Origin of the sequence: Pontibacter mangrovi (genome assembly GCF_006385705.1) — a bacterium.
In the GTDB taxonomy this organism is placed as follows: domain Bacteria; phylum Bacteroidota; class Bacteroidia; order Cytophagales; family Hymenobacteraceae; genus Pontibacter; species Pontibacter mangrovi.
Genome location: NZ_VFRQ01000001.1, coordinates 517,002 through 540,765, shown reverse-complemented (window position 1 = coordinate 540,765; position 23,764 = coordinate 517,002). Strand labels below are relative to the sequence as shown.

The 23,764-nt window shown below is 54.2% G+C and carries 15 protein-coding genes; 9 read left to right on the top strand and 6 right to left on the bottom strand.

Going from position 1 to position 23,764, the window contains the following annotated elements:
- The first annotated feature begins 56 nt into the window (after nucleotides 1-56).
- Nucleotides 57-872 carry a hypothetical protein gene (locus FJM65_RS02365; protein WP_140619018.1) on the top strand — a complete coding sequence of 272 codons (816 nt, stop codon included), beginning with the start codon at nucleotides 57-59 and terminating at the stop codon, nucleotides 870-872.
- Here FJM65_RS02365 and FJM65_RS02360 read toward each other — a convergent pair.
- From FJM65_RS02360 to FJM65_RS21480, 4 genes are all read right to left on the bottom strand, one after another.
- Nucleotides 869-1,459 (bottom strand): DUF1989 domain-containing protein, encoded by a 591-nt coding sequence (locus FJM65_RS02360; RefSeq protein ID WP_140619016.1) that lies wholly within the window; start codon nucleotides 1,457-1,459, stop codon nucleotides 869-871. The two genes, FJM65_RS02365 and FJM65_RS02360, sit on opposite strands and share 4 nt — an antisense overlap.
- 23 nt (nucleotides 1,460-1,482) lie before the next feature.
- Nucleotides 1,483-2,199: a guanitoxin biosynthesis heme-dependent pre-guanitoxin N-hydroxylase GntA gene (gntA, locus tag FJM65_RS02355; RefSeq protein ID WP_140619014.1), complete on the bottom strand. Its 717-nt coding sequence runs from the start codon at nucleotides 2,197-2,199 to the stop codon at nucleotides 1,483-1,485.
- Between the two features lie 682 nt (nucleotides 2,200-2,881).
- Nucleotides 2,882-4,108, bottom strand: a complete 1,227-nt coding sequence (locus tag FJM65_RS02350) for a serine hydrolase domain-containing protein (RefSeq protein WP_239022792.1) — start codon at nucleotides 4,106-4,108, stop codon at nucleotides 2,882-2,884.
- 369 nt (nucleotides 4,109-4,477) lie between these two features.
- Nucleotides 4,478-4,741 (bottom strand): endonuclease domain-containing protein, encoded by a 264-nt coding sequence (locus tag FJM65_RS21480; RefSeq protein ID WP_239022791.1) that lies wholly within the window; start codon nucleotides 4,739-4,741, stop codon nucleotides 4,478-4,480.
- A 468-nt stretch (nucleotides 4,742-5,209) separates the two neighbouring features.
- Between FJM65_RS21480 and FJM65_RS02340 the strand changes: the two genes are divergently transcribed.
- Complete coding sequence (locus FJM65_RS02340) at nucleotides 5,210-9,193, top strand: DUF7149 domain-containing protein (RefSeq protein ID WP_140619012.1); 3,984 nt, start codon at nucleotides 5,210-5,212, stop codon at nucleotides 9,191-9,193.
- A 676-nt stretch (nucleotides 9,194-9,869) separates the two neighbouring features.
- Nucleotides 9,870-10,823, top strand: a complete 954-nt coding sequence (locus tag FJM65_RS02335; RefSeq protein WP_140619010.1) for a sugar phosphate isomerase/epimerase family protein — start codon at nucleotides 9,870-9,872, stop codon at nucleotides 10,821-10,823.
- Between the two features lie 559 nt (nucleotides 10,824-11,382).
- On the opposite strand, the gene FJM65_RS02330 is transcribed toward FJM65_RS02335, so the two are convergent.
- Complete coding sequence (locus tag FJM65_RS02330) at nucleotides 11,383-12,255, bottom strand: creatininase family protein (RefSeq protein ID WP_140619008.1); 873 nt, start codon at nucleotides 12,253-12,255, stop codon at nucleotides 11,383-11,385.
- A 578-nt stretch (nucleotides 12,256-12,833) separates the two neighbouring features.
- Here FJM65_RS02330 and FJM65_RS02325 point away from each other — a divergent pair.
- The gene (locus FJM65_RS02325) at nucleotides 12,834-13,724 is read left to right on the top strand and encodes a DUF2231 domain-containing protein (protein ID WP_140619006.1); all 891 of its coding nucleotides are present in this window, start codon (nucleotides 12,834-12,836) and stop codon (nucleotides 13,722-13,724) included.
- Between the two features lie 343 nt (nucleotides 13,725-14,067).
- Here FJM65_RS02325 and FJM65_RS02320 read toward each other — a convergent pair whose 3' ends face one another.
- Complete coding sequence (locus FJM65_RS02320; RefSeq protein ID WP_140619004.1) at nucleotides 14,068-14,985, bottom strand: DUF808 domain-containing protein; 918 nt, start codon at nucleotides 14,983-14,985, stop codon at nucleotides 14,068-14,070.
- Between the two features lie 238 nt (nucleotides 14,986-15,223).
- Here FJM65_RS02320 and FJM65_RS02315 point away from each other — a divergent pair, with 238 nt between their 5' ends.
- From FJM65_RS02315 to FJM65_RS02295, 5 genes are all read left to right on the top strand, one after another.
- The gene (locus tag FJM65_RS02315; protein WP_140619001.1) at nucleotides 15,224-15,541 is read left to right on the top strand and encodes a DUF6660 family protein; all 318 of its coding nucleotides are present in this window, start codon (nucleotides 15,224-15,226) and stop codon (nucleotides 15,539-15,541) included.
- A 94-nt stretch (nucleotides 15,542-15,635) separates the two neighbouring features.
- On the top strand, nucleotides 15,636-20,006 hold the full coding sequence (locus tag FJM65_RS02310) for a CusA/CzcA family heavy metal efflux RND transporter (RefSeq protein ID WP_140618999.1): 4,371 nt from the start codon (nucleotides 15,636-15,638) through the stop codon (nucleotides 20,004-20,006).
- A gap of 176 nt (nucleotides 20,007-20,182) precedes the next feature.
- On the top strand, nucleotides 20,183-21,451 hold the full coding sequence (locus tag FJM65_RS02305) for an efflux RND transporter periplasmic adaptor subunit (protein WP_140618997.1): 1,269 nt from the start codon (nucleotides 20,183-20,185) through the stop codon (nucleotides 21,449-21,451).
- 154 nt (nucleotides 21,452-21,605) lie between these two features.
- Complete coding sequence (locus tag FJM65_RS02300) at nucleotides 21,606-22,502, top strand: cation diffusion facilitator family transporter (protein WP_140618995.1); 897 nt, start codon at nucleotides 21,606-21,608, stop codon at nucleotides 22,500-22,502.
- A gap of 40 nt (nucleotides 22,503-22,542) precedes the next feature.
- The gene (locus FJM65_RS02295; RefSeq protein ID WP_140618993.1) at nucleotides 22,543-23,562 is read left to right on the top strand and encodes a cation diffusion facilitator family transporter; all 1,020 of its coding nucleotides are present in this window, start codon (nucleotides 22,543-22,545) and stop codon (nucleotides 23,560-23,562) included.
- Nucleotides 23,563-23,764 lie beyond the last annotated feature (202 nt).

The window sequence follows — 23,764 nt, the reverse complement described above, 5'->3', positions numbered from 1 at the left end:
AAAGTACAGTGAATCATTTCAGGAAGTTGTGGCAGCTCTGCCTTTGTGCAGGCGTTTTGGGCTGCACTGAAAAAGAACAGGCCGCTCCGCTGCAGGCCATCGCCTCTACGAGCGCACCGGAGTACCGGCTGGTAGCCCCCGACATTACCGAAGCCTCCGGCATAGCCGACAGCAAAGCCAACCCCGGACACCTGTGGGTGCAGGAGGACAGCGGCAACCCCACGCAGTTATACTTGCTCAGCCATTCCGGCGACAGGGCCAAGGCTGTTTTTCTGAAAGGAGCCGCTAACCGTGACTGGGAAGACATTGCACTTTCCGGGAACGACTTATACCTGGCTGACATTGGCGACAACACCAAAGCGCACGAGCTGAACACCATCTACAAGTTTGCAGAACCGGATGCCACTACGGATACGGTTCAGGTGCAGGCAGTGCTGCGCTTCCGCTACCCCGATGGCGCCCACGACGCAGAGGCTTTTCTGGTTGACCGCAGCAGTGGCCACCTCTTGCTCATCACCAAAGGCGACCGCCCTTCCCGCATGTATCGGGTAGCCCCGGCTTTTGGGCAGAAACCGGTTACTGCCGAGTTTTTAGGCGAATTGCCCTACAACGGCGTCGTGAGCGCGGCCCAATCGGAGGACGGGAAGAGCCTGGTGCTGAAAACCTATACCCATTTATACTTTTACCGCAGAGGCGCTGACGAAACTATAGCCGAGGTGCTGCAGCAGAAAGCTTTGGAACTGCCTTACGTAGTAGAGCCGCAAGGCGAAGCGGTATGCTTTACCAACAGCGGCAACGGCTACTTTACGCTTAGCGAGAAATCCTTTGCAGAGGAGGTGCTGCTGCACTTTTATAAGCTGCAGGCCGATTAACTATTCGCCGGAATGATCTCGTACTGAATCGGCTTGAAGCTGTAGTTGTTCGACTGCTCGGCCGAGCAGGCGGTAAGGCACACGATCAGATTCATTTTGGCCTCCAGCAGCACGTAATCGCCGGCCTTGCTGAGCGGCGGCTCTACCGACAGTTTCCCGTCCGGGGCAAACTGCACGTTCATAAACAGGTTAAACGCGGTAGGGATGTCGTCGGGGGCAATGCCAAATTGGGCCAGGTTGGTGTGCAGGTTTTCGAAGCAGCTGGGGTGATACTCCGGGTTCTTGTACATGATCTGGAAGGTTTCGGGGCTGCACGGGGCCAGCAGAAAGTCGTTTCTCCCGTTCGTGTCTTCCAGTATGGCCATCATTTTATGGCTGCGGTTGCTCCACAGGTGGTGGCCTTGCGTAATCAGGATCGTTTCTTCAAAGTCCAGTGTTTTGCCTGACGAGAGCTTTTCACGTTTATCATCGGCATTAAACAGCACCATGTCGCTTACCTGCTCGCCCTGCGGGTCGATAACGCGCAGTCTGTCGCCTTTCTTCAGCTGAAAAGCCGCGCCCGTCTGCCGGGCAATCGTTTCAATCATAGGTTTTTTTGGTGATTTTATACTTATACTTTTCGTGCGCTAAATGGGCACTTCCAGCCGTTGTCTACGTGGCGGCCGCTGTACTGCGGGGCTTCCAGGCCATCGCCAAAGTCGCTGAGCATAGGGTTTACCGTGCCATCATACGCTTCGTCCCGCTCCCGGATTACCTTTTTCATGTTCTCGTAAACGCCCTTTTCGCGGAGCTGCTCAAACTGCCGGTGCAGGTTAAAGGCCATGGCCGTGTAGCCAAAGCTGCGGGCCTTGCGGCTGGCGTTAGGGTGCAGGCCTACCACAAAAAAAGCTGTTCCGTTGTAGCTGAAGCTGAAGTCGCTGTCTTCTGGGTTGCTGCTCACCTCCAAATCCCACGGCTGCTCGCTGGCGTCGGTGTCGTGGAGTAGCTGGAGTTGGGCCCACAGTTTCTGTTCAAAATCTTCCTCGGTGGCCGGTGCTTCTTCGTTAAATACGGCTATCATGGTCATGTACTCGCTCTCTGAGGCCAGCGTTTCCGCAATATAGGCCTTCAGATCCTCGCCCAGTTGCTTGGTGCTTGCTGCGTCAGCCATGCGCGTATATGTGCCCACCCGGATCTGGCGGGAGTTTAGAGCGGCCTTAGCGCCCACACAAGGGTACTCAGGAGCGCTTATTTTTTCGCTGATGTGCTGTAGTAGTTCCTGAACAGGTGCCGGAGCGGCTGCCTTTATTTCATCAGGGGTAAAGTATGTTTTAGCTGCTAACTTCATGAACGTTGCATTAAGGGTGAAGCCGCGCACGCTGGTTTGATGCTGGTATCGCTCGGCTGAAGACAGCGGCTTTTTAGGACCAGAGAATGGTGCGGCGGTGGTTTTGGGCTCTGCCCGGGTGCCGGAAGCAAAGGCTCAAAAGCCTGTCCCCCGACAGAGGCTTATACTTTAGTTAGCAGAAAAGGGTGCAATTATAACCGTGGAAATAGAGAATTTTCGGAGAAAAAACCAGCCTTGGGGGGCCAGGATCGGGTGACATTTTGATGGCAATAGTAACTGTGTATGGCCAATAGGTGCGGTTGCTGCCGCCCGTTTATACCACCTTTACCGCTGCGCTCAAACTGGCGTTATAGAAGCTTTTATACTTTCTAAAACTGTTAGGGTGCTTGTTAGGCTGCCTTTACTCACCCCTAACCCCCAATGCCGTCAACTTAAGCGTTTAAGTTTGCCGTTGTTGCGTGTTCTCACCAACAACTAGCTGGTCAGAAGACACAGCAAGGGCGACTGTCATACTGGAGGCAACCCGAGATATTTCTTAAGTTGACGGCATTGCCCCTAACCCCTCCTTGCTTAAGGAGGGGGATTTTTAGAATTACTTGAATTTGCGCGATTTATACTTTCGCAAGCTTGAAACAAGTCTCCAGCAACCCACATGTAAAAACTTGCGGGAGGGAAGCGCAGGCTATTTCGTTGCGGATGAGGCTACTACTGGCTGCGGCTCAGCTGGCTTTTCAGGGTATAAAAATGCTTCCAGCTCGTCGAGGTAGCGGTAGCTGCCGTTGGGCACGTTGCTGAGCAAGATAAGGGCGCTGTGGTCGTTGGGGTTGCGGAGGATGTAGGTGGCGTAACCGTGCCAAAGCCCTGCATGAAACACCACCGTATCGCCATTGGCGACCTGCTTAATGCGCCAGCCAAAGCCATAGTCCACGTCGCGCATCCGTTTTTGGCGGGTGCCGGTAAATGCCTCCTGCAGCGTTTCGTGCTTCACCAGCTTCTCGGTATATAGCGCCTGGTCCCACTTGTAAAGATCTTCCACCGAAGAGTACATGCCTTTGTCGCCCAGCACGGTGTCGAGGTAATCGGGGTGGCGCTGCCTTCTGCCGCCAGTATGGCCGGTAGCCACTTTATCCTTGCGTGCGGCCAGGCTGTCGCTGAACGTAAAGGTGTCGCCCATGTGCAGCGGCTTAAAAATGCGCTGCTGCAGCAGTTGGCTGAACGGCATGCCCGAGGCCCGCTCCGCAATAGAGGCCAGCAGGAAATAGCCTGTATTGCTGTAGTCGAACCGGTTGTTTGGCGGATAGTATACTTGCGGCTTGTGCACAGCCATCAGCTGCAGCACATCATCGTTGTAGATCGGTTTGTTGCGGTCGGGCCAAAGTTCGTCGCTAAAGTAAGTATAGTTCGACAGGCCGGAGCGGTGGGTGAGCAATTGCCGGATCGTGATACCGTGGTAGGGGAAGTCGGGGATGTACTGCTGCACGCTGTCGTCGTACTGCAGCTTGCCCTCCTCCTGCAGCATCATAATGGCCATGGCGGTAAACTGCTTCGAAACCGAGGCCAACTGAAAAGCCGTGTGTGTATTGAGCGTGTCTTTTGTCCGGAAGTCGGCGTAGCCAAAGGAGCCTTTGTATTGCACTTTGTCGAACTTGCTGACCAGCACCGTACCGTTGAAGCCCCTGTGCTTGTGCATGTAGGTAAAAACGGAGTCGAGGCTTTGCCGGAAGCTGCGGGCACTGTCGGCGGTAAACCAGGCGGGCACCGGAAAGGAGGGGGCCTCTGGCGCTAAGGCTTTTGCCAGCACAGGGGCCGCGTTGCCTTCGGGCCTGGCCTTTTGGCAGGAGCCCAGGAGCGCCAGACTTAATAAGGAAACAATGCTATACTTTAGGGATGAAAAAGGTACTCGGAACACGGGGTTTTATACTTTATGCTAAAAGGTGTAGGCTCTAATTTACGTTTTCAGGCGCTTTTTCCCAAAAACGCCGGCAGAAAGGTTTTTATTCCATTTGTTGAAAAAAAGGGATGGGCTTGGTGTCAAACCACCCCCCCTCCTTGGCCAAGGAGGGGAATTTTTTTGCGGTGATTACTTTCCACGGCTCCCCTATAATGGAGAATACACCAACCCTTTACTTTTACTGCAGGCCTATATTCTCAGATAAGTGGAGAGTCTCGGTTCAAGTATAATTCCCCTCCTCGGAGGGGCTAGGGGTGGGTAAATACATCTGCTGATGCTGCAAGACCCATGCCTCTAGCTCCCGCAGCACGTTTGGCAAATCCTGTTTTACTTCGGCATCATCGAACCGAAGAATCTTATCCCAAAATTTTCCAGTTCCCGCTGTCGGGCTGTGTCCTCTGCCAAGCTGCGGTCGTGGCTGTCGCCGTCAATTTCTATGGCTAGCATCAACTCCTTACAATAAAAATCAACCACATAATTGTCTAAAGGCTTTTGCCTGTCGAAGTCGAGACCCAGGAGCTGCTTATTCTTTAGCTCATTCCAAAGTATAACTTCAGAGAGCGTGCTGTTTTGTCGCAGTTGCTTTGCCAATTCCTTGAGGTATGGTTTGTATGGAATAATTTTTCACTTCATTTCAGGGAATGATTGACCCACCCCTAACCCCTCCGAGGAGGGGAATTGTTCCGAATATGAGCAAATTAATCCGGTAGGCGCGGCACCTTAGTGTTAAATCCTGTAGTACCTTAAAATCAGTAGCGAATTTTTACACCAGAGTATAATTCCCCTCCTTAGACAAGGAGGGGCTAGGGGTGGTTGGAAGGCCAGGGGTGGTTTGATCCATCCACACAGCCACAGCCAACCACAGCCGCAAAAAAGACGCAACGTATTACCTCTACCTCTCTACCTCTCTACCTCTCTACCTCTCTACCTCTCTACCTCTCTACCTCTCTACCTCTCTACCTCTCTACCTCTCAACCTCTCTACCTCTCTAACTTCCTCCACCTTTCCCGCTTTCTACTTTTTCTTTATCTTGCCATAGAATACAAACGCTACCACTATATGCTGCAGCACAACACCCTGCGCCCCAAGCAGGCCCTGAACAAAGCCTACCTGAAGCTGAAAACAAGCCGCAACGAGATGAACCGCTTTAAACAGGCGCTCACCTCGCTGCTCGACAACATCGACCTGAACGAAACCGAGGAACACGCCAAAAACCACTTGCGCGACTTTCTGCGGTTGACGTTTTATGATAAGTACGGCGTGAACACCAAAGGCAAAACCGACCTGGTGATCCATACCGGCGCTACCACCAAAACCAGCGCAGGCGTGCTGCTGGAGGTGAAGCGGCCTACCAACAAGGCCGACATGCCCACTACAGACAACCTCAACTACAAGGCCACCCACGAGCTGCTGCTCTACTACCTGCGCGAGCGCCTGGAGCACCAGAACCACGACCTGCGCCACCTCATTGTTACCAGCGTGCACGAGTGGTTTGTGTTTGATGCCCTGGAGTTCGATCGCCTGTTCTTTAGGAATACGCAGCTGAAAAAGGACTTTGCCGACTGGAGCGCCGGGCGCAAGGCCAGCGGCAGCACCGACTTCTTTTACAAGGAGATTGCCGCGCCCTACCTGACCAAACTGCAGGAAAGTATAAGTTATACTTACTTTAACCTGAAGGACTACGAAAAGCCGCTGCGCAACAAAAGCACACAGGACGACGTGAAGCTGGTGGCGCTGTACAAGCTGCTCTCGCCGGCGCACCTGCTCAAAGAGCCTTTTGCCAACGATGCCAACTCCCTGGATCGCGACTTTTACCTGGAGCTGCTGCACATCATCGGGCTGGAGGAAGTGAAGGAGGGAGGCCGCAAACTTATCCAACGGAAAGCCAAGCCCAACCCCGGCTCGCTGCTGGAGGCTGCTTACCAGAAACTGCGCTCCGAAGACCTGATAGCGGGACTGGAAAATGCCTACAGCTTTGGCAGCAACCGCGAGGAGCAGCTGTTTAACGTGGCCCTGGAGCTGTGCATCACCTGGATGAACCGGGTGCTGTTTCTGAAGCTGCTGGAGGCGCAGCTGATAAGCTACCACCACGGCGACAAGAAGTATGGCTTTATGAGCAGCGCCAACCTGCGCGAGTTCGACGACCTGAACGAGCTGTTTTTTGACGTGCTGGCCGAGCGGCCCGAAAACCGCGGCGCCAGCGTCAAAAGCAAGTATAGCCACATCCCGTACCTCAACTCCTCGCTCTTCGAGACAACGGCGCTGGAGAAACGCACGCTGCGCATCTCTAACCTGAAAGACCGCAGCCTGCTGCCCCTGTACCCGCAAACGGTGTTTAAGCGTACGCTGGGCAAGGAGTTCGTGCAAAAGCACCCGGAGCTGCACACGCTGGAGTACCTGCTGCGCTTTTTAGGCAGCTACGACTTCGGGGCGGAGGGCAAGGAGGAGATACAGGAGGAGAACAAAACGCTGATCACGGCCTCGGTGCTGGGGCTGATCTTTGAGAAGATAAACGGCTACCGCGACGGCTCTTTCTACACGCCCGGCTTTATAACCATGTACATGAGCCGCGAAGCCATCCGGCGGGCGGTGGTGCAGCGCTTCTCCGAAAAGTATAACTGGGACTTCAGCCAGGTGGCGCGGGGGCAGGAGTTCGAAGCGCTGCAGCTGCGCATACACCAAAACTATACTTTCCAGAGGCTGCAAGAGTATAACGAGCTCATCAACAGCCTGCGCATCTGCGATCCGGCCGTGGGCTCGGGGCACTACCTGGTGAGCGCCCTGAACGAGCTGATCGTGCTGAAGCATGATCTGCGCATCCTGCTGAACCGGCAGGGCAAGCCGCTGCACTACGGAAGTATAGAAGTGCAGAACGACGAGCTGATTGTGACGGACCACTACGGCGAGCCGTTCAGCTATACCGTACACGAGCAGCCCGACGGCCACCGAAGTATAAACCCGCAGGCGCAGGAGCTGCAGGAGGCCCTCTTCCACGAGAAACAGACCATCATAGAGAACTGCCTTTTTGGGGTGGACATCAACCCGAACTCGGTAAAGATCTGCCGCCTGCGCCTCTGGATAGAGCTGCTCAAAAACGCTTATTACCTGGATCAGGATTTACAGGATTTTAAGATGGACAGGATTTCCTCGCAGAGCGATTCCTCAAAATCTAATAATCCTTCACGTACTGCATCCTGGAAATCCTCTACTCCTGAAAATCCTGGGGGTAGGGGCCCTCGAGAAGGTTCAGACAATCTTTCCAGCCCCGTGTGCTACGCCAACGCCAGCGGCCAGCGCGAAGGGTTTAACAACGATGATTCCCGGAAAGCAACGCATACTTCCGGGAGTGCCGGTTCTGGCAAATACGCGCAGCTGCAGACGCTGCCCAACATCGACATCAACATAAAGCAGGGCAACTCGCTGCTGAGCCGCTACCCGCTCTCGGCCGACCTGAAAGAGGCCTTTGGCAAGAAGGGCCATAGTTTGCAGGCCTACCGCGAGGCCGTGGCCAAGTATAAGCACACTAACTCCAAGGAGCACAAAAAGCAGCTGGTGCAATTTCTGGAGGAGATAAAGCAGGGCTTTAAAACCACGCTGGCCAACAACGACCCGCTGCGCCGCAAAATGGCCGACCTGCGCGGGCAGATACAAGTGATGCAGAACCCCGACCTGTTCGGAGCCAAAAAGGTAGACAAAAAGCAGCTGCAGCAGAAACAGAAGCAACTGCAGAAACTGGAGGCCGAGCGCGAGGCCATCGAGGCAAACAAAGTATACGAGGGTGCCTTTGAGTGGCGCTTCGAGTTTCCGGAGGTGCTGGACGAGCAGGGGAATTTCGTGGGCTTTGATGTGGTGCTGGGCAACCCGCCGTATGGAGCAAACTTATCAGGAATTGAGGCTAAAATTTATAGAACAAAGTATAAAGTATCGAGCTATCAGATTGATACTTATACTTTATTTATTGAATTGTCTACCTTAATCTTAAAACAAGGTGGTTATGAGAGTTTAATAATACCAACAGCATGGCTTTCATCGACATTTGATATAAACCTCAGGGAGTTTTTACTTGATGAGCTCGATGTTTATTCTATTGTTGTTTGTCCGAAGCATACTTTTGAGGAAGCAATAGTTGAAACATTAATAATAAATGCATCAAAAGAATCTCCGAAAGAGATGCTTCAAGTTTCTCAGTTAGCAAAAGATGAAGTTCATACTTTTAGTAAAAATCGATTTAGAACAGAATCTAAAAGAGCTTTCTATATTGCAGGAGATGCTTTAGAATATAAGTTAATCAACAAAATACAGGCCGCGCAAGAAAAACTTGAAAGCTCATTTGAAGTAGTTTGGGGGGTTAAGGTTTACGAAAAGGGCAAAGGTGTACCTCCGCAAAGTAGTGAAGCATCTAAGGCTAAAATATTTCATTCTAATTTGAAAACTAAGGAAACTCACTTACGTCTTTTGGGCGGTAAAGAAATTCATACTTATTGTATTAGGTGGAGTGGTGGATATATTGATTATGGTCCTTGGTTAGCTGCACCAAGAAACATAAGCTGGTTCGAAGAAGGGCCGAAAATTTTAGTTAGAGAAATAACATCAAAAGGTAAAATACAAGCTGCTTATACTACAGAAGAGTTTGTATTCTCTAATTCAATTGATGGGATAAAATCAAAAAATGGTAGCTCTTATTCCATTTTAGTATTACTAGCTCTACTTAACTCAAAACTCGTATCTTTTTACCATCAAAAGTTAAGCGCAAATTCTTCAAAAGACGCATTTCCTAAAGTGCTTCTTCAAGATTTAAGAAACCTGCCCATCGCCACACCTGACGAAGAAACGAGAGCAAGTATAACGCAGCTGGTGGAGCAGATACTAAGTATAAAACAAGCCGATGCCGCTGCCGATACCTCGGAGCTGGAGGCGGAGGTGGATGTGCTGGTGTACCGCCTCTACGGCCTCACCTACGAGGAAGTGCTGCTGGTAGACCCCACCTTTGCCATGCCGCGCGAAGCCTATGAGCTGGCGCAGGCCGCTCCGTCGCAGGCATAGCGGCTGGCGGCGGCCCTTGCCGGTTTTGCCGCCGCCAGCCAGCCATGCAAAGCATACATAGCACCTGCCGCAGGTTTATACTTGGCCACCCACCCGGAAGCAGCTGCAAACCACTATTCCTAGTTCTGCCGCCACCAACCGCCCAAAACTTCCCCTCCTCTCGGGAAGGAAATAATTACACCTTCGAAAATCCGTTCTCGGTAGTCCAGAGGAGGGGATTTTCTAGTAGTATTTTATTCCCCTCCTTGGCTAAGGAGGGGCCAGGGGTGGTTGGACCCGGCACTGCGGAAACGCGGACAAGGACGTCCGCAGCAGCAGAAGTTCCGGACATGGATGTCCGGAACAGCGGAGAAGCCGCTTCTGACGGAGCTTGAAATGAACTCCCTCTCCTGGTTTGGAGGTAGGGTCCCTGATAAAGGAGAAGGCTGGGGTGAGGTGAATTCCCCTCCTCTGGACTAGCCAAAACGAGAGTTTTGAGCTAGCGAGCGCAGCTCTTAGAGGTGGGTAAAAGCAGCACGCCAGCCGCAGCAACCGGACCTAAAAAGTATAAAAGCACCACCAACGCATAAAACCCGCAGAAGAAGGGCAGGGCAGGTTTCGCTTGCTTTTCCGGGTTTATTGGCTTAGTTTACAATACGTTTCCTATAGTATTGCTTCACCCTTAAATCCAAAGTCTATGTCAACAGATCGTCGCAGGTTTTTGCAGCAGCTGGGCAGTGCCGCCGCCGGCCTGGCCGGAGTTTCCCTTTTAGGTGCTGATGCCCTGGCCGCGCAGCCTCCCAAAAAGCTTTTCTTCAAGATTTCGCTCGCGCAGTGGTCGCTGCACAAGTCGCTGTTCCAAAAAGAGATCGACACGCTGGACTTCCCGCGGCTGGCCCGCGAGGTATACCAGATCGACGCGGTGGAGTACGTCAACCAGTTTTTTAAAGACAAAGTATCCGACAAGCAGTACCTGCGCCAGCTGCTAACCCGCAGCCAGGACCACGGCGTGGTCAACAACATGATCATGATTGACGAGGAAACCGACCTCGGCGACCCCGACCAGAACAAGCGCCTTAAAGCCGTGGAAGTGCACAGCCGCTGGGCCGATGCCGCCAAGTTTCTAGGCTGCAACCTGATCCGGGTAAACGCCTTTGGCGCGGGCAGCAAGCAGGAAGCCAAAAACGCCGTTGTAGACGGTCTAGGCCGCCTGGGCGAGTACTGCCACCAGATCGGCCTGCAGCTCGTCACCGAAAACCACGGCGGCCTCTCCTCGGATGCCGTGTGGCTGGCCGATGTGCTACGGCAGATAGACAAACCCTACGTTGGCGCCCTGCCCGATTTCACCAACTGGTGCCTCCGCCGCGAGGGGCCCGGCTTCTGGGACGGCAAATGCCTGGAAGAGTACGACCCTTACGACGGCGTGGCCACCTTGATGCCCTTTGCCGGCGGCGTCAGCGCCAAGGCCTTCACGTTTGATGCCAAGGGCAACTGCCAGGAGATCGACTACCTGAAAATGCTCAAGATCGTGAAAGACGCAGGCTTTACCGGCTACATCGGCATAGAGTACGAAGGCGAGGGCCTCCCCGAAAAAGAAGGCATCCTGAAAACCAAAGCCCTCCTGCAGCGCGTAGGAGCCAAGCTAAGCTAAGGATAGCAGATGCTGCAGCTGTAGCTATAGAACCCTAACCCCTCCTGAGAGAGGAATCACTTTTACAGAAAAGTCCCCCTTTAAAGTCAGGGATCCCCGACTTGTTCTGGGAGGGGTAGGGGGATGACAATTGTTCCCAATTCCCCTCCCTGGAGGGGTTAGGGGTGGGTTTACACCTGTGCAGACAAGTCGCGATGAGACTCCAACGCTGCATAAAGCAATTACAGATTCCCCTCCTTAAACAAGGAGGGGCCAGGGGTGGTTGGACCCGGCCCTGCCTAAACACTGACAAGGGCGGCCGGTATTGAGAGAAGGTGTAAACCCACCCCCGCCCCTCCCAGGAGGGGAATTTCTGGTAGTGTAGTATAATTCCCCTCTCGGGATTAGCGAAAATGAGAGTTTTGAGCTAGCGAGCGCAGCTCTTAAGGGTGGGTTCAGGCATGCAGGTAAACCATCAAATCAACTCATCCGCGCAGTGGGTATAAGTATAAAGCAAAAAAAACAGCGACTACCGGATGCCGGCAGCCGCTGCTTTATGGGCAAGTATAAATTTATACTTTTACTTCTTTCCCAAGTCCTCTACCTTCTCAAAATACTCTTTCTGCAGCTCCAGCGTCTTGCTGTCGGCCTTCACCGCTTTCAGAGACTTTACCAGTGCCTCCACTTTGTTTTCAGTGATCAGCTTGCCCAGTTCTTTCGAGGCCTTGGCGCCCTCGCCGGCATAGTGGTTGGGGTAGCTGGCATACCACCAGATGCCGGTATACAGGTTTGGCAGCTCCGGCAGGCGCTTCAGGTTATCGCCTTTCTCCCGCGTGGCGCGGTCCTGCTTCACCAGCTCGGGGCGCAGGTATAGCATGGTAGAGGTTTCGTTTTCACCGGCATGCAGGTCGCCGGCCGCATCGGTCTTTCGTGTTTTGGCTACTTTATCAGCAAACTCGCGGTCCTGGGTGGGTTCAAAAAAGTATACCACATAGTCCTTCGGCTTCTCCAGCTGTGCCTGCACAAAATAGCGCAGCAGCTGCGGGTTGCCGCCGTGGCCGTTTACGATCACAATTTTGTCAAAGCCGTTCCGGGCAATCTCTTCCACAGTGGCATTCAGCAGGTTCCATACTACGTCGCTGGGCAGGGCAAAGGTGCCGGGCTGGTGCTGCGCCTCGTACACCTGGCCGTAAAAGAAGTCCGGAAACACCACGGCATACTCCTGCTGCGCCGCCCGCGCCGACCACTCCCGCACATGTATCAGGTCCGAGCCGATGGGGGCATGCGGCCCATGCTTCTCTAAAATCCCGATAGGTAAAATGCAGGTGCGGTTAGATTTTTTCAGTGCCTGATCCCAGTCGCTGGCCGTCAGCTCGTCCCAGCGGTAGGGCAGGTTCTGCGCAAAGGCAGTACCAGACAAAAGCATCAGAAGTGCAAGTACAAGTTTTCTCATATGGATGTTTGTTTTTAAGGTGTGAGATAAGATGAAGTCGATTTTATGTATGTTATAGAAGTACGGAATTTAAAGTGAACGAGAGAAAGAGTAGCTCTTCCGGGTCTTCTTGTCAGTGTGCTATGGTGCAAAGTAAACCCACCCCTAACCCCTCCAAGGAGGGGAATTAGGTACTGCGGGAAATCCCCTCCTCTGGACTACCGAGAACGCGAGTTCGAAGGTAGCGAGCGCAGCTCTAAGGGGGTGGGTTTACACCTGTAGCGCTGTTCCGGACTTCCAAGCCCGGAACTTTGGCTGCTGCGGACGTCCTTGTCCGCGTTTCCGCTGTGCCGGGTCCAATCACCCTCCAATCATACTTCAATATAGCGATTTTACATTTTCATTACCAATGCCTTAGTAGCTTTGTTTCTATCGTTGCGCCGTAACTAGCAGATAAAAGAAAAAGCCCCTGTGCCGGCAAATAATCCTGCCCCGTCTGCGCATTTCTAAGCAGGGCCATTTACCTCAGCAAAGCGCCCAAACATCCTGTTCTACAATTGCGTTGGAGTGTAGTAAAATTTATTTAAAAAGAGCAATTTATGAAGCTACACAGTATACTACACGAAGTGGCGGAACAGCCATGGGTTGGCACAGCCGGCGATAAGCTGCAGCCTGCCGTTCTGAAAGCCTTTGAGGCCGGTGGCGAAGCCGGAAGAGAAATCAAAAACGCACTGCATGGCACCTGGCTTGGGCACCCGCTGCACCCGGCCATTACCGACGTGCCCATTGGTGCCTGGACCGCCGCCGCCGTGCTGGACCTGCTGGAGCGCAGCGGGAGCCGGAAGTATGCACCCGGCGCCGATGCTGCCGTTGCCGTAGGCCTGGCAGGTGCCGTAGGCGCAGCAGTCACCGGCCTCACCGACTGGACCGGCACCACGAAGGAGAAGCGGAGGATGGGCCTGGTGCATGGCATGATGAACCTGGGAGCCACAGCGCTTTACACGGCCTCGCTGTTTCTGCGGAAGCGCAAAAGCACCCGCACCCAAGCGGTTTGCCTGTCGATGCTGGGCTATGGCATGGTGAGCGTTAGCGCCTACATTGGCGGCCACCTGGTCTACCGTAACCAAATTGGCGTAGACCATACCGCCACAGCCGATACCTACCCAGAGGATTTTGTAGCAGTGCTACCTGAAAACGACTTAAAGGAAAAAGCCATGCGCTGCGTAAAGGCCGGCGAGGTGGCGGTGCTGCTGGCCAAGCAGGGAGGGGAAATTTTTGCCCTGGCGCATACCTGTTCTCACCTGGGCGGCCCCCTCTCGGAGGGCGACCTGCTAAGCGGCGGCAAAGTACGCTGCCCGTGGCACGGCTCGGTTTTCTCCCTGTCCAGCGGCGATGTGGTAGACGGCCCGGCAACAGAACCCCAGCCCCGCCTGGAAGTACGCACCCGAAACGGACAAATAGAAGTAAGGCTGCCGAAAGGGGAGAGCTAGGAGTTAGATGCTAGATATTAGATGTTAGATTTTAGAAGCTAGATTTTAGATGCTAGATTTTAGGCCAGTATCAGTTGAAGAGTGCAACTCAATCCCTGACACTATAAGCAAATTCCCCTCCTCGGAGGGGTTAGGGGTGGGTTCAGGATGTAGGTATATTCTTAGAAGCTAGATGTTAGATGTTAGACTTTAGATTGAAAGAGGTGTGAATGATGTCGTTATAAATGCTGTAAGAGAATCAGGACTTAACCTATAGAAATAGTTTGCAGTTGCCCCTACCCATAATCCAACCCTCTAATTTCTAGCATCTAAAATCTAGATACTAAAATCTAACATCTAGCACCTACTTCCCCAGCACCCGTAGTACCAGGCGCACAACCTTATCAATCAGCCAACCTATAATCACGCCGCTGATGGCGCTAACGAGCACTTTTGCGATCCAGCCAAGGGCAGGCACACCAGCTAAGGAATGCTCCAGCGCATCCAGTGCATGGCTGGTGGCAGGTATGCCGTGGGCGATGATCTCGGCGCCCACCCATAGCATGGCTGCCGTGCCCACGTAGCTGAGGATCTTTAAGAAGCGGGGCATAAACTTTACGATGCCAAAGCCAAACTTCCGTACCTGCGGGTGGTGCTTCTCCTTGGCCATGTGCAGCCCGATGTCATCAGCCTTCACGATCAGCCCCACAAAGCCATAAACCGCCAGTGTAATGAAAACCGCCACAGCCAGCATCACCGCAATCTGGTTTACAATAGGTTTCTCAGCAACAGTGGCATAGGTGATGGCCATTATCTCTGCGGACAAGATCAGGTCTGTGCGCACGGCGCTGTTCACCCGTTCCTTCTCCAGTTCCGCCGGCGTCATCACCTGCTCCTCCGAAATGTTCTCAGCATCAGCGTGCGATTTGCTGAACATGGAGTGCACTTTTTCATAGCCTTCGTAGCACAGAAAGCCGCCGCCCAGCATCAGGATAGGCGGAATGGCCCAAGGGGCAAAATAGCCCAACAGAAGCGCCGCGGGGCTCAGCAGAATAACCTTGTTTAAGAGAGATTTCTTCGTGATCTGCCAGATAATCGAGAGCTCCCGCGATGGGTCCAGCCCCACCACATACTTTGGCGTCACCGCCGTATCGTCGATCACAACACCTGATACCTTGCTGGTTGTTTTGGCCACTTGCGTGGGCACATCGTCCAGGCTCGCCGCGCTTGCTTTTACAAGGGCAGACACATCATCAAGTAGGGCAAGTAAACCTGTAGCCATCTGTAAATTAAGGGTATAAGTGTTGTGTGAATTTGGAATACGATGCTTGTTGCCGGTGCAAAAGCGTTTGGCAAGCTAAATAACGCAAGTTTTAAGTTAAAAGCCGAAAATTTTAGCAGCTAAAGTATGATCCGGTACTCTTACTGGCCTGTCTGCGTGTCTCGCCTGAACATGCTGCTATGTGTTTGGTTTGGGCAAGAGTTGACACCCTTCAAAATAGTTTTGTACCTTTGTAGCCATGAAACACCTGACAGTCTTGTGGGCAATGCTGATCTTGGCGCTGTCCTGCCTTCCGTGCATGGATGGCAGTGCAGCATTTGCCGAAGGCCATGCCACGACCGTACAGGCCGATGAACATCACCGCGACGATGCGCAGGACGAAGATATGTGCACGCCTTTGTGCGAGTGCCATTGCTGTGGCGGCATCAAGGTGGCTTTTCATGCCCCATTTATGCCAGTGCCGCAAGTGGTGCAGCTGACAGCAAGTCCCGGTGCATACGTGGCGCGTAGTGCAGCCAACCCGTCCTTTCCCTTCTGGCACCCGCCCCGGGTTTAAGTCTCCTTCACAAAAAATCTGAGTGAACATTGTCTGCCGCATACGCGGGAGCTGATGTCTCATTTGTCTGTGATTTTGATTTAACCCATACTTCATGTTTGATAGAATAATCAGTTTTTCCATCAGGAATAAGCTGGTCGTGGGGCTATTTATACTTGCCCTGATCGGCTGGGGAGCTTACTCGCTGAAGCAGATCCCGCTGGATGCGGTCCCCGATATTACGAATAACCAGGTGCAGGTCATCACCCAGGCCCCTGACCTGGCTACCCAGGAGGTAGAGCAGTTCATCACCTATCCGCTGGAAACCTCCATGTCTTTTATCCCGGATGTGGAGGAGGTGCGCTCCATCTCCCGCTTCGGCCTGTCGGTGATTACGATTGTGTTTGAGCGGGACGTGGACCCCTACCTGGCCCGGCAGTTGGTGAGCGAGCAGATAAAAGTGGCCCAGGAAAATATTCCCGAAGGCTTTGGCTCGCCGCAACTGGCCCCGATGGTCACCGGCCTGAGTGAAATTTACCAGTATACGTTGGTGCTTGACAAAGGCCAGGACAGCGCGTACAGCCCCATGGAGCTGCGCTCTATCCAGGACTGGATCGTAAAGCGACAGCTGGCGGGCGTGCCGGGCGTGGCCGAGGTGAGCAGCTTCGGTGGCTACCTGAAGCAATACGAGGTGGCCCTGGACCCTGAGAAGCTCCGTTCCTACAACCTCACCATTGCCGACGTGTACTCTTCCCTGGAAGCCAACAACAAGAACACGGGCGGCTCTTACATCGAAAAGGCCAACACCAATTACTTTATCCGGGGCGAGGGCATGGTCGGCTCACTGGACGAGATCCGCCACATCCTGATTGAGAATGTGGAGGGCACGCCTATACTTGTCGGTGACGTGGCGAAAGTACAGTATGGCCACGCCCCCCGCTTTGGCGCTATCACCCGCAACGGCGAGGGCGAATCGGTAGGTGGCCTGGTGCTGATGCTCAAAGGCGAGAACTCCTACCAGGTCACGCAGGCGGTGAAGGAGCGCATCACGCAGATTCAGAAAAGCCTGCCCGAGGGAGTGCACATCGAGCCCTTCCTGGACCGCTCCAACCTCATTGACCGCGCCATCTCCACCGTCACCCGAAACCTGATCGAGGGCGGCCTGATCGTGGTGTTTATACTTGTGTTGTTGCTCGGTAACTGGCGCGCCGGTCTGGTGGTAGCCTCCGTTATTCCGCTGGCCATGCTGTTTGCGCTGGGCATGATGAATGTGTTCGGCGTGTCGGCCAATCTCATGAGCCTCGGCGCCATCGACTTCGGATTGATCGTGGACGGGGCGGTGATCATCGTGGAGGCCATTGTGCACCGCATTTACGGCAACTTTAACGGACAGCGCCTGAGCCAGACGGAGATGGACAAGCAGGTGGGCGTTGCCTCGGCCCATATCCGCAAATCGGCCGCTTTCGGCGAGATCATCATACTTATTGTATACCTGCCCATACTTGCCCTGGTGGGCATTGAGGGGGAAATGTTCCGCCCGATGGCCCAGACCGTGAGCTTTGCCATACTCGGCGCTTTCATACTTTCGCTGACCTACGTGCCGATGATGAGCGCGCTGGTGCTGAAAAAGCAGGTGGTGGTAAAGCGCAACATCTCCGATAAGATCATGGACTTTCTGCACCGCCTGTACGAACCGGTGATCCGGTTTAGCCTGCGGGCCAAGGAAGCGGTGGTGTTGGTGGCGGTGCTATTATTTGCTCTTAGCCTCTTCCTTTTCTCGCGCATGGGCGGGGAGTTTATTCCGCAGCTCGATGAGGGCGATATCGCCTCCCACCAGATCCTGCCCACCGGCACCTCACTCAAGCAGATGATCACCGTCTCCAAAAAGATACAGGACCGGCTGATTGCGCAGTTCCCGGAGGTGAATGAAGTGGTGACCAAGATTGGTACCTCCGAGATCCCCACAGACCCGATGCCCATGGAAATGGCCGATATCATCATTGTTATGAAAGACAAAAAGGAATGGGAGAGTGCTTCGTCCCGGGAAGAGATGTTCCAGAAGATGGAGGCCGTGATCAACTCGGTACCCGGTGTGGGTACCGAGTTCACGCAGCCCATCCAGATGCGCTTTAACGAGCTGATTACCGGCGTACGCCAAGATATTGCCGTGAAGATCTACGGCGAGGATTTGGACGTGCTGTTTCAAAAAGGCAACGAGGCCAATGAATTGATCAGCCAGATAGAAGGCGTAGGCGGCACCGTGGTAGAACAGCTGACGGGACTGCCGCAGATACAGATCAACTATAACCGAAGAAAAATGGCCCAGTACGGGCTGGACGTGGGTGACGTGAACCGCGCCATCAACACGGCTTTTGCCGGCGGCACGGCGGGCGTGGTGTTCGAGGGAGAGCGGCGCTTTGACCTGGTGTTGCGCTTCCAGGAGGAGTACCGGCAGGATATAGACAATGTGCAGAACATGTACATTCCGCTGCCCGGCGGGGGGCAGGTGCCCGTGCGCGAGGTGGCCACCATCCGGTTTGAGGAGGCCCCGGCCCAGATCTCCCGTGACAATGCCCAGCGCCGGATTGTGGTGGGCGTGAACACCCGCAACCGCGACACCGAGAGCGTGGTGGAGGATATCCGGCAGGTGCTGGACGAGCAACTGGAGTTGCCGCCGGGCTACTACATCACCTACGGCGGCCAGTTCGAGAACCTGATCCAGGCCACTAAGCGCTTGTCTGTGGCGGTTCCTGCCGCTCTGCTGCTGATCCTGGTGCTACTCTTCTTTACCTTCGGCTCCATGAAACAGGCGCTGCTGATCTTTACGGCGGTGCCGATGTCGGCTATTGGCGGCGTGCTGGCGCTGTGGCTGCGGGATATGCCTTTCAGTATCTCGGCCGGGGTGGGCTTTATCGCCTTGTTCGGGGTGGCGGTGCTCAATGGCATCGTGCTCATCGCTGAGTTCAACAGCCTCAAAAAGCAAGGTATAAAAGATATCCGTGAGCGCATCCTGAAAGGCACCCACACGCGTCTGCGCCCGGTGATCATGACAGCCTCGGTCGCCTCGCTGGGTTTCCTGCCGATGGCTATTTCCACCTCCGCAGGGGCCGAAGTACAGCAGCCGCTCGCTACCGTGGTCATCGGCGGTCTGGTAACTGCCACCTTGCTGACGCTGGTGGTGCTGCCGATTTTATACTTCTACCTGGAGAAAAGCTTTAAGCTAAAAGCACAGCCAGCCATGCTGTTTATACCTATGTTGATGGGGGCTATACTTGCCGCGCAACCTGCCAAAGCGCAGCATAAGCCGGGGCAAGTGCTGAGTCTGGAGGAGGCGGTGCAGACAGCACTGCAGCAGTACCCGGCCATGCGCAAAGCCAACCTGCAGGTGGAGCAGCAGAAGGCGCTGAAAAGCACCGTCTTGGATTTGGGTCGGACCAGCGTGTACCATCAGCGGGAGGAGACGAACGGGGAGGAGATACAGGGAATTTCATCCTACGGCGTGCAGCAGCAGTTCGACTTCCCGACGGCCTACATCAGCAAAGCACGGCACCGCCAGGCGCAGCTCGACCAAAGTATAGCGTACCGCAACCTGTCTGCCAATGAGTTTGTGGCCGAGGTGAGCGAGGCTTACAGCGAGTGGCTTCTGGCGCAGAGCAGGCTCCGGTTAGTGCAGGGGCTGGATAGCATTTATAGCAGTTTTGAGGAGGCGGCGCGCCTGCGCTTCGAGACCGGCGAAACAGGCAAATTGGAGTTCTTGTCGGCCTCCAGTCAGGCAAAACGGGTAGCGGTGCAGCTGGAGCAGGCACAGGCCGCTTATCGGGCAGCCACCCAGCGCATGAAAACCTGGCTAAATGCCGATGCCGACATCACCCCCGACAGCGCCAGGCTCTATAAGTTCAACAATTTATTAGTGGCAGACGCAGCAGGTCCGCAAGGCAACCCGCGATTGGCCTACTATGCCGAAGGGGTAGACGTGGCCGCGGCCGCTTATAAGGTGGAGCGTTCCCAATATCTGCCGCAGATCAGCCTGGGCTACAGCGACCAGAACGTGAACGGGCAGGATGGTTTTTACCTCTACCGCGTGGGGATGGATATTTCCCTCTTGTCGTTCTTCGCCCAGAAGGGCCGAACGCAGGCCGCAAGCCTGCAGCGGTCGGTGGCAGAACAGGAACTGGAACAGCAGCAACTGGCCCTGCAGCGGGAATGGGCCTCCGCCCTGGCGGCTCTCGAAAAAGCGAAGGCCTCTGTGGCCTTTTATGAGAAAGAAGGGCTCAGCCTGGCAGAGGAGCAGATCCGTACGGCCAGCTTCGGCTACAAGGAGGGCGCGGTGGACTACATCGCCTACATCCAAAACCTGACACAGGCCACTCAACTGCAGGAAGAGTACCTGCAAAGCCTGCAGCAGTATAACCTGGCCATCATCGAACTGAACCGGCTGGCTGGAAACCTTAACGACCTGTACAATCCAACTGAAAGTAATAAATAAACACTCTGCTGTTTCGGATTTCTTAATCCGAAACAGCACCTGAAGCGGATTTCCTAATCCGCATTACTCGATACGGGGACTAGGAAGTCCCCGGCAGAGTGCTTCCGGACTTGGAAGTCCGGAAGAGCAGCGGGAAAAATGAAAACTTAAAGACATCAGTAATCAATAAGAACAAGATGAAACTCACGATAAAAAATAGTTTGGTGTTATTCCTGTCGATCCTGCTCCTGCTAGGGTGCGGCGAATCGGATACCGAGGAAGCAGAGCAGCCCCAGGAAGCGGAAGCGCACGGCGAGCATGCCGAAGAAGAGGGCGCAGAAGACGTAGTGGAACTGAGCGATGTGCAAATGGCCGCAGCCGAGCTGGAGTATGGCTCCCTGGATAGCGTAAACGTGTCTGCCTTCGTGAAGGCCAACGGTACGCTGGACCTGCCCCCGCAGAAACTGGCCGCCGTGTCGGCCCCGGTAGCAGGTTTTGTGCGGCAGGCCAAGTACCTGGTGGGCAACTACGTGGAGAAGGGTACGGTGCTGGCGGTGCTGGAAAATATGGAGTATGTGCAGCTGCAGGAGGAGTACCAGAACGTGCTGGGCAACCTGGGCTACCTGGAGGCGGACTATGAGCGGCAGCGCCGGCTGGACTCCGCGCAGGTGAGCTCCAAAAAACAGTTTCAGACCGCTTCGGCCGCTTACCAAAATGCGCTGGCCCGCAAAAAGGCCGTTGAAAAGCAGCTGCGTTACCTGGGCATCTCGCCGGGGGCGGTGGCAAAAGGAAATATCTCCACCTCGGTTGCTGTTCGGTCGCCGCTGAGTGGCTATATCACTCGTCTGAGCGTGCACAACGGAGAATTTACCAACCGGGAGCAGGAACTGTATGAGATTTCCGACCCCAAGCACATGCACCTGGAGCTGAACGTGTTTGAGCAGGACATCAGCAAAGTTGAAGTTGGGCAACCGATCCATTTTACTGTACCGAGCGTGGGCGGCAAGGTGTACGACGGCGAAGTATACCTGGTGGGCAAGTCCTTTGACCAGGAGAACAAAACCGTAAAGGTGCATGGTCATATTGAAAGCGAGCATAAAAGTTTCATCCGGGGCATGTACGTGGAGGCCAGAATCTACACCGGAAAGCAGGAAGTGCAGGCGCTGCCGGAAGAGGCGATTGTGGAGGACGAGGGCAAGTCCTATATCTTCATCCGCACGCAGGAGGAGCACGGGCATGAGGCAGAAGTAGCCCATGCAGACGAGCAGCTGGAGGAACACGGGGAGGTTGAAACCGGGCATGGCACCAGCTTCCGCAGGGTGCAGGTGGCCACCGGAGAAAGCGAGCAGGGCTTTGTGCAGCTCACGCAGTTCCCTGAGCTGCCGGAAGGCGTGCAGATCGTAACGAAAGGCGCCTATTACCTCTTTGCTGAGATGAAGAAAGGAGAGGGCGGGCACCATCATTAATGGGACAAGACATATAACTGTGCCGGCTTGAGGATTTCCACTTCTGCCTGTCTGATTGTACTGTATTTGCGGGAGAAGAAGGCCTGCGTATGCCCGGTTTTCAACAATTGAAGAAACGGTGCCGTAGTTAAGCCTACCAACAATTACATGGATTATGGCACATGCACACGCTGTCTCGGCAGGCAGCCAGAACAAGAAACGACTTCAACTGGTACTGGGGCTAACTTTTCTGTACCTCCTGGCGGAGGTGATCGGGGGACTGCTGACCAACAGCCTGGCCCTGCTGGCCGACGCGGGGCACATGCTCACAGACGTGGGTGGCATTGTCTTCGCCCTTGTAGCCATTAACCTGGCCGAGCGGCCCGCCTCGCCGGAGCGCACGTACGGTTATTACCGGGCTGAGATATTGGCGGCGCTGGCCAATGCTGTGGTGCTGATCGGCATCTCACTCTACATACTTTATGAAGCATACGAGCGTTTCAGGAACCCGCCGGAGGTGGAGAGCAAAGCCATGCTCATAGTGGCGGCGGTTGGGTTGGTGGTGAACCTGGCCAGCATGTTTATACTTCGCAAGGGATCTGAAGAGAGCCTGAACATGAAAGGGGCTTACTTTGAAGTGCTCTCCGACATGCTCACCTCCATCGGCGTGATTGTGGCGGGCGTGATCATGTGGACTACCGGCTGGTACTATGCCGATCCGATCCTTTCTGCTGGCATTGGCCTGTTTATACTTCCGCGGACGTGGGTGCTGCTGAAGGAGGCGGTGGGTGTGCTGCTGGAAGGAACGCCGGCAGACGTGAACATCAAGGAAGTGCGCACGTGCCTGGAAGGCGTGGCCGGCGTGGAAGAGGTGCACGACCTGCACGTGTGGTCGCTGACCACCGGCGTAAACGCCCTGAGTGCGCATGTGGTGGTGTCGCCTGATAGTTCGGACGCCTATAACCAGATTTTAACCAAACTCAACAAGGCCGTTACCTCGAAATTCAAGATCTCGCACACTACCATACAGCTGGAGGGCAGCGGGCTGGAAGAAGGCGAAACGCACCTGTAGCATGGCCCATTACCCCTGGGCCTAAACTTATAATCACACGATGGCTGAACAGAAGAAAAGTAAAAGCGTCCGGACGGCTTTCCTGCTGAACCTCTCCTTTACCATTCTGGAGCTGGTGGGCGGGCTGATCTCGGGCAGTATCGCCATACTTGCAGACTCGCTGCACGACTTTGCCGACAGCCTGGCTTTGGGTTTGGGCTGGTACTTTGAGCGGAAGTCGGAGAAGGAGGAGAGCAACGACAAGTATACCTACGGCTACAAGCGCTTCTCCATGCTGAGCGCCCTCATCAACGCCCTGGTGCTGATGCTCGGGGCCATATACATTTTCTATGAAAGCACCCGGCGCATCCTGAACCCGCAGATGCCCAAGGTGGAGTGGATGATCGGGATTGCCATACTTGGCATGGCGCTGAACGGCCTCGGTGCCTGGAAACTGAAGTCGGGCAAGTCGCTGAACAGGAAAGTGCTGACCATACACCTGCTGGAGGACACGGTGGGCTGGCTGGCGGTGTTTGTGGTGAGTATCATCCTGCTGTTCTGGGACATTCCCGTACTGGACCCCATACTTGCCATTGTCATCAACCTGGCTGTGCTCATACTTGTCACCGTGAAGATGGTGGATGTGGTGAAGGTTTTCCTGCAGCGGGTGCCGGAGGGGGTGAACGTGCCCCTGCTCCGGCAGAAGATCCTGTCGCTGAAGGGGGTGGAGCGGGTGAACCATTTCCACGTCTGGGGCCTGACCTCGCAGAAAAAGGTGGTGACGGTGCACGTGAAGATAAAGGACATGGATTTGGCGGACCAGAAAATCCTGAAGGAGAGGATCAGCGAGGTATTCCAGGGCATGGACACCGAACACGTTACCATCGACCTGCAGGACTATACCTCTTATGTCGCCTCCCTGTTTGAGGATCATCAGCCACGGCTTAATGTGCTGGAAGACCTGACCCGAAGTATGGCCCTGCGCTACGCCGAGGAAATGTACAACGATAAACATTGCTCCAAAGAAGAGGCCCTGGAAAGGGGTATCGTGAAGGCGGAGATGAGTTTGAAGAATTTATAAGTAGCTGTGGAAGGTAAAGAACAAGCGGGTCATCTCTGTGCCTCTATACGCAGCCAAGTTTAGTATCAGCTCATTAATTTTAAGAAACGCTTATAGTATAAGTGCCCTCCTACTAAAGAACTTTCTGCAAAGTATGCTAAAAGTATCTAAGTATGTTTTTTAGGCTATAGAACTTATTTTGATGATAAATGTCATTAAACCG

What these genes read in the sequence shown, in the direction of transcription:
- FJM65_RS02360 (WP_140619016.1), bottom strand. Translation starts at nt 1,459, where the DNA reads ATGATTGAAACGATTGCCCGGCAGACGGGCGCGGCTTTTCAGCTGAAG.
- gntA (WP_140619014.1), bottom strand. Translation starts at nt 2,199, where the DNA reads ATGAAGTTAGCAGCTAAAACATACTTTACCCCTGATGAAATAAAGGCA.
- FJM65_RS02340 (WP_140619012.1), top strand. Translation starts at nt 5,210, where the DNA reads ATGCTGCAGCACAACACCCTGCGCCCCAAGCAGGCCCTGAACAAAGCC.
- FJM65_RS02335 (WP_140619010.1), top strand. Translation starts at nt 9,870, where the DNA reads ATGTCAACAGATCGTCGCAGGTTTTTGCAGCAGCTGGGCAGTGCCGCC.
- FJM65_RS02330 (WP_140619008.1), bottom strand. Translation starts at nt 12,255, where the DNA reads ATGAGAAAACTTGTACTTGCACTTCTGATGCTTTTGTCTGGTACTGCC.
- FJM65_RS02325 (WP_140619006.1), top strand. Translation starts at nt 12,834, where the DNA reads ATGAAGCTACACAGTATACTACACGAAGTGGCGGAACAGCCATGGGTT.
- FJM65_RS02320 (WP_140619004.1), bottom strand. Translation starts at nt 14,985, where the DNA reads ATGGCTACAGGTTTACTTGCCCTACTTGATGATGTGTCTGCCCTTGTA.
- FJM65_RS02315 (WP_140619001.1), top strand. Translation starts at nt 15,224, where the DNA reads ATGAAACACCTGACAGTCTTGTGGGCAATGCTGATCTTGGCGCTGTCC.
- FJM65_RS02310 (WP_140618999.1), top strand. Translation starts at nt 15,636, where the DNA reads ATGTTTGATAGAATAATCAGTTTTTCCATCAGGAATAAGCTGGTCGTG.
- FJM65_RS02305 (WP_140618997.1), top strand. Translation starts at nt 20,183, where the DNA reads ATGAAACTCACGATAAAAAATAGTTTGGTGTTATTCCTGTCGATCCTG.
- FJM65_RS02300 (WP_140618995.1), top strand. Translation starts at nt 21,606, where the DNA reads ATGGCACATGCACACGCTGTCTCGGCAGGCAGCCAGAACAAGAAACGA.
- FJM65_RS02295 (WP_140618993.1), top strand. Translation starts at nt 22,543, where the DNA reads ATGGCTGAACAGAAGAAAAGTAAAAGCGTCCGGACGGCTTTCCTGCTG.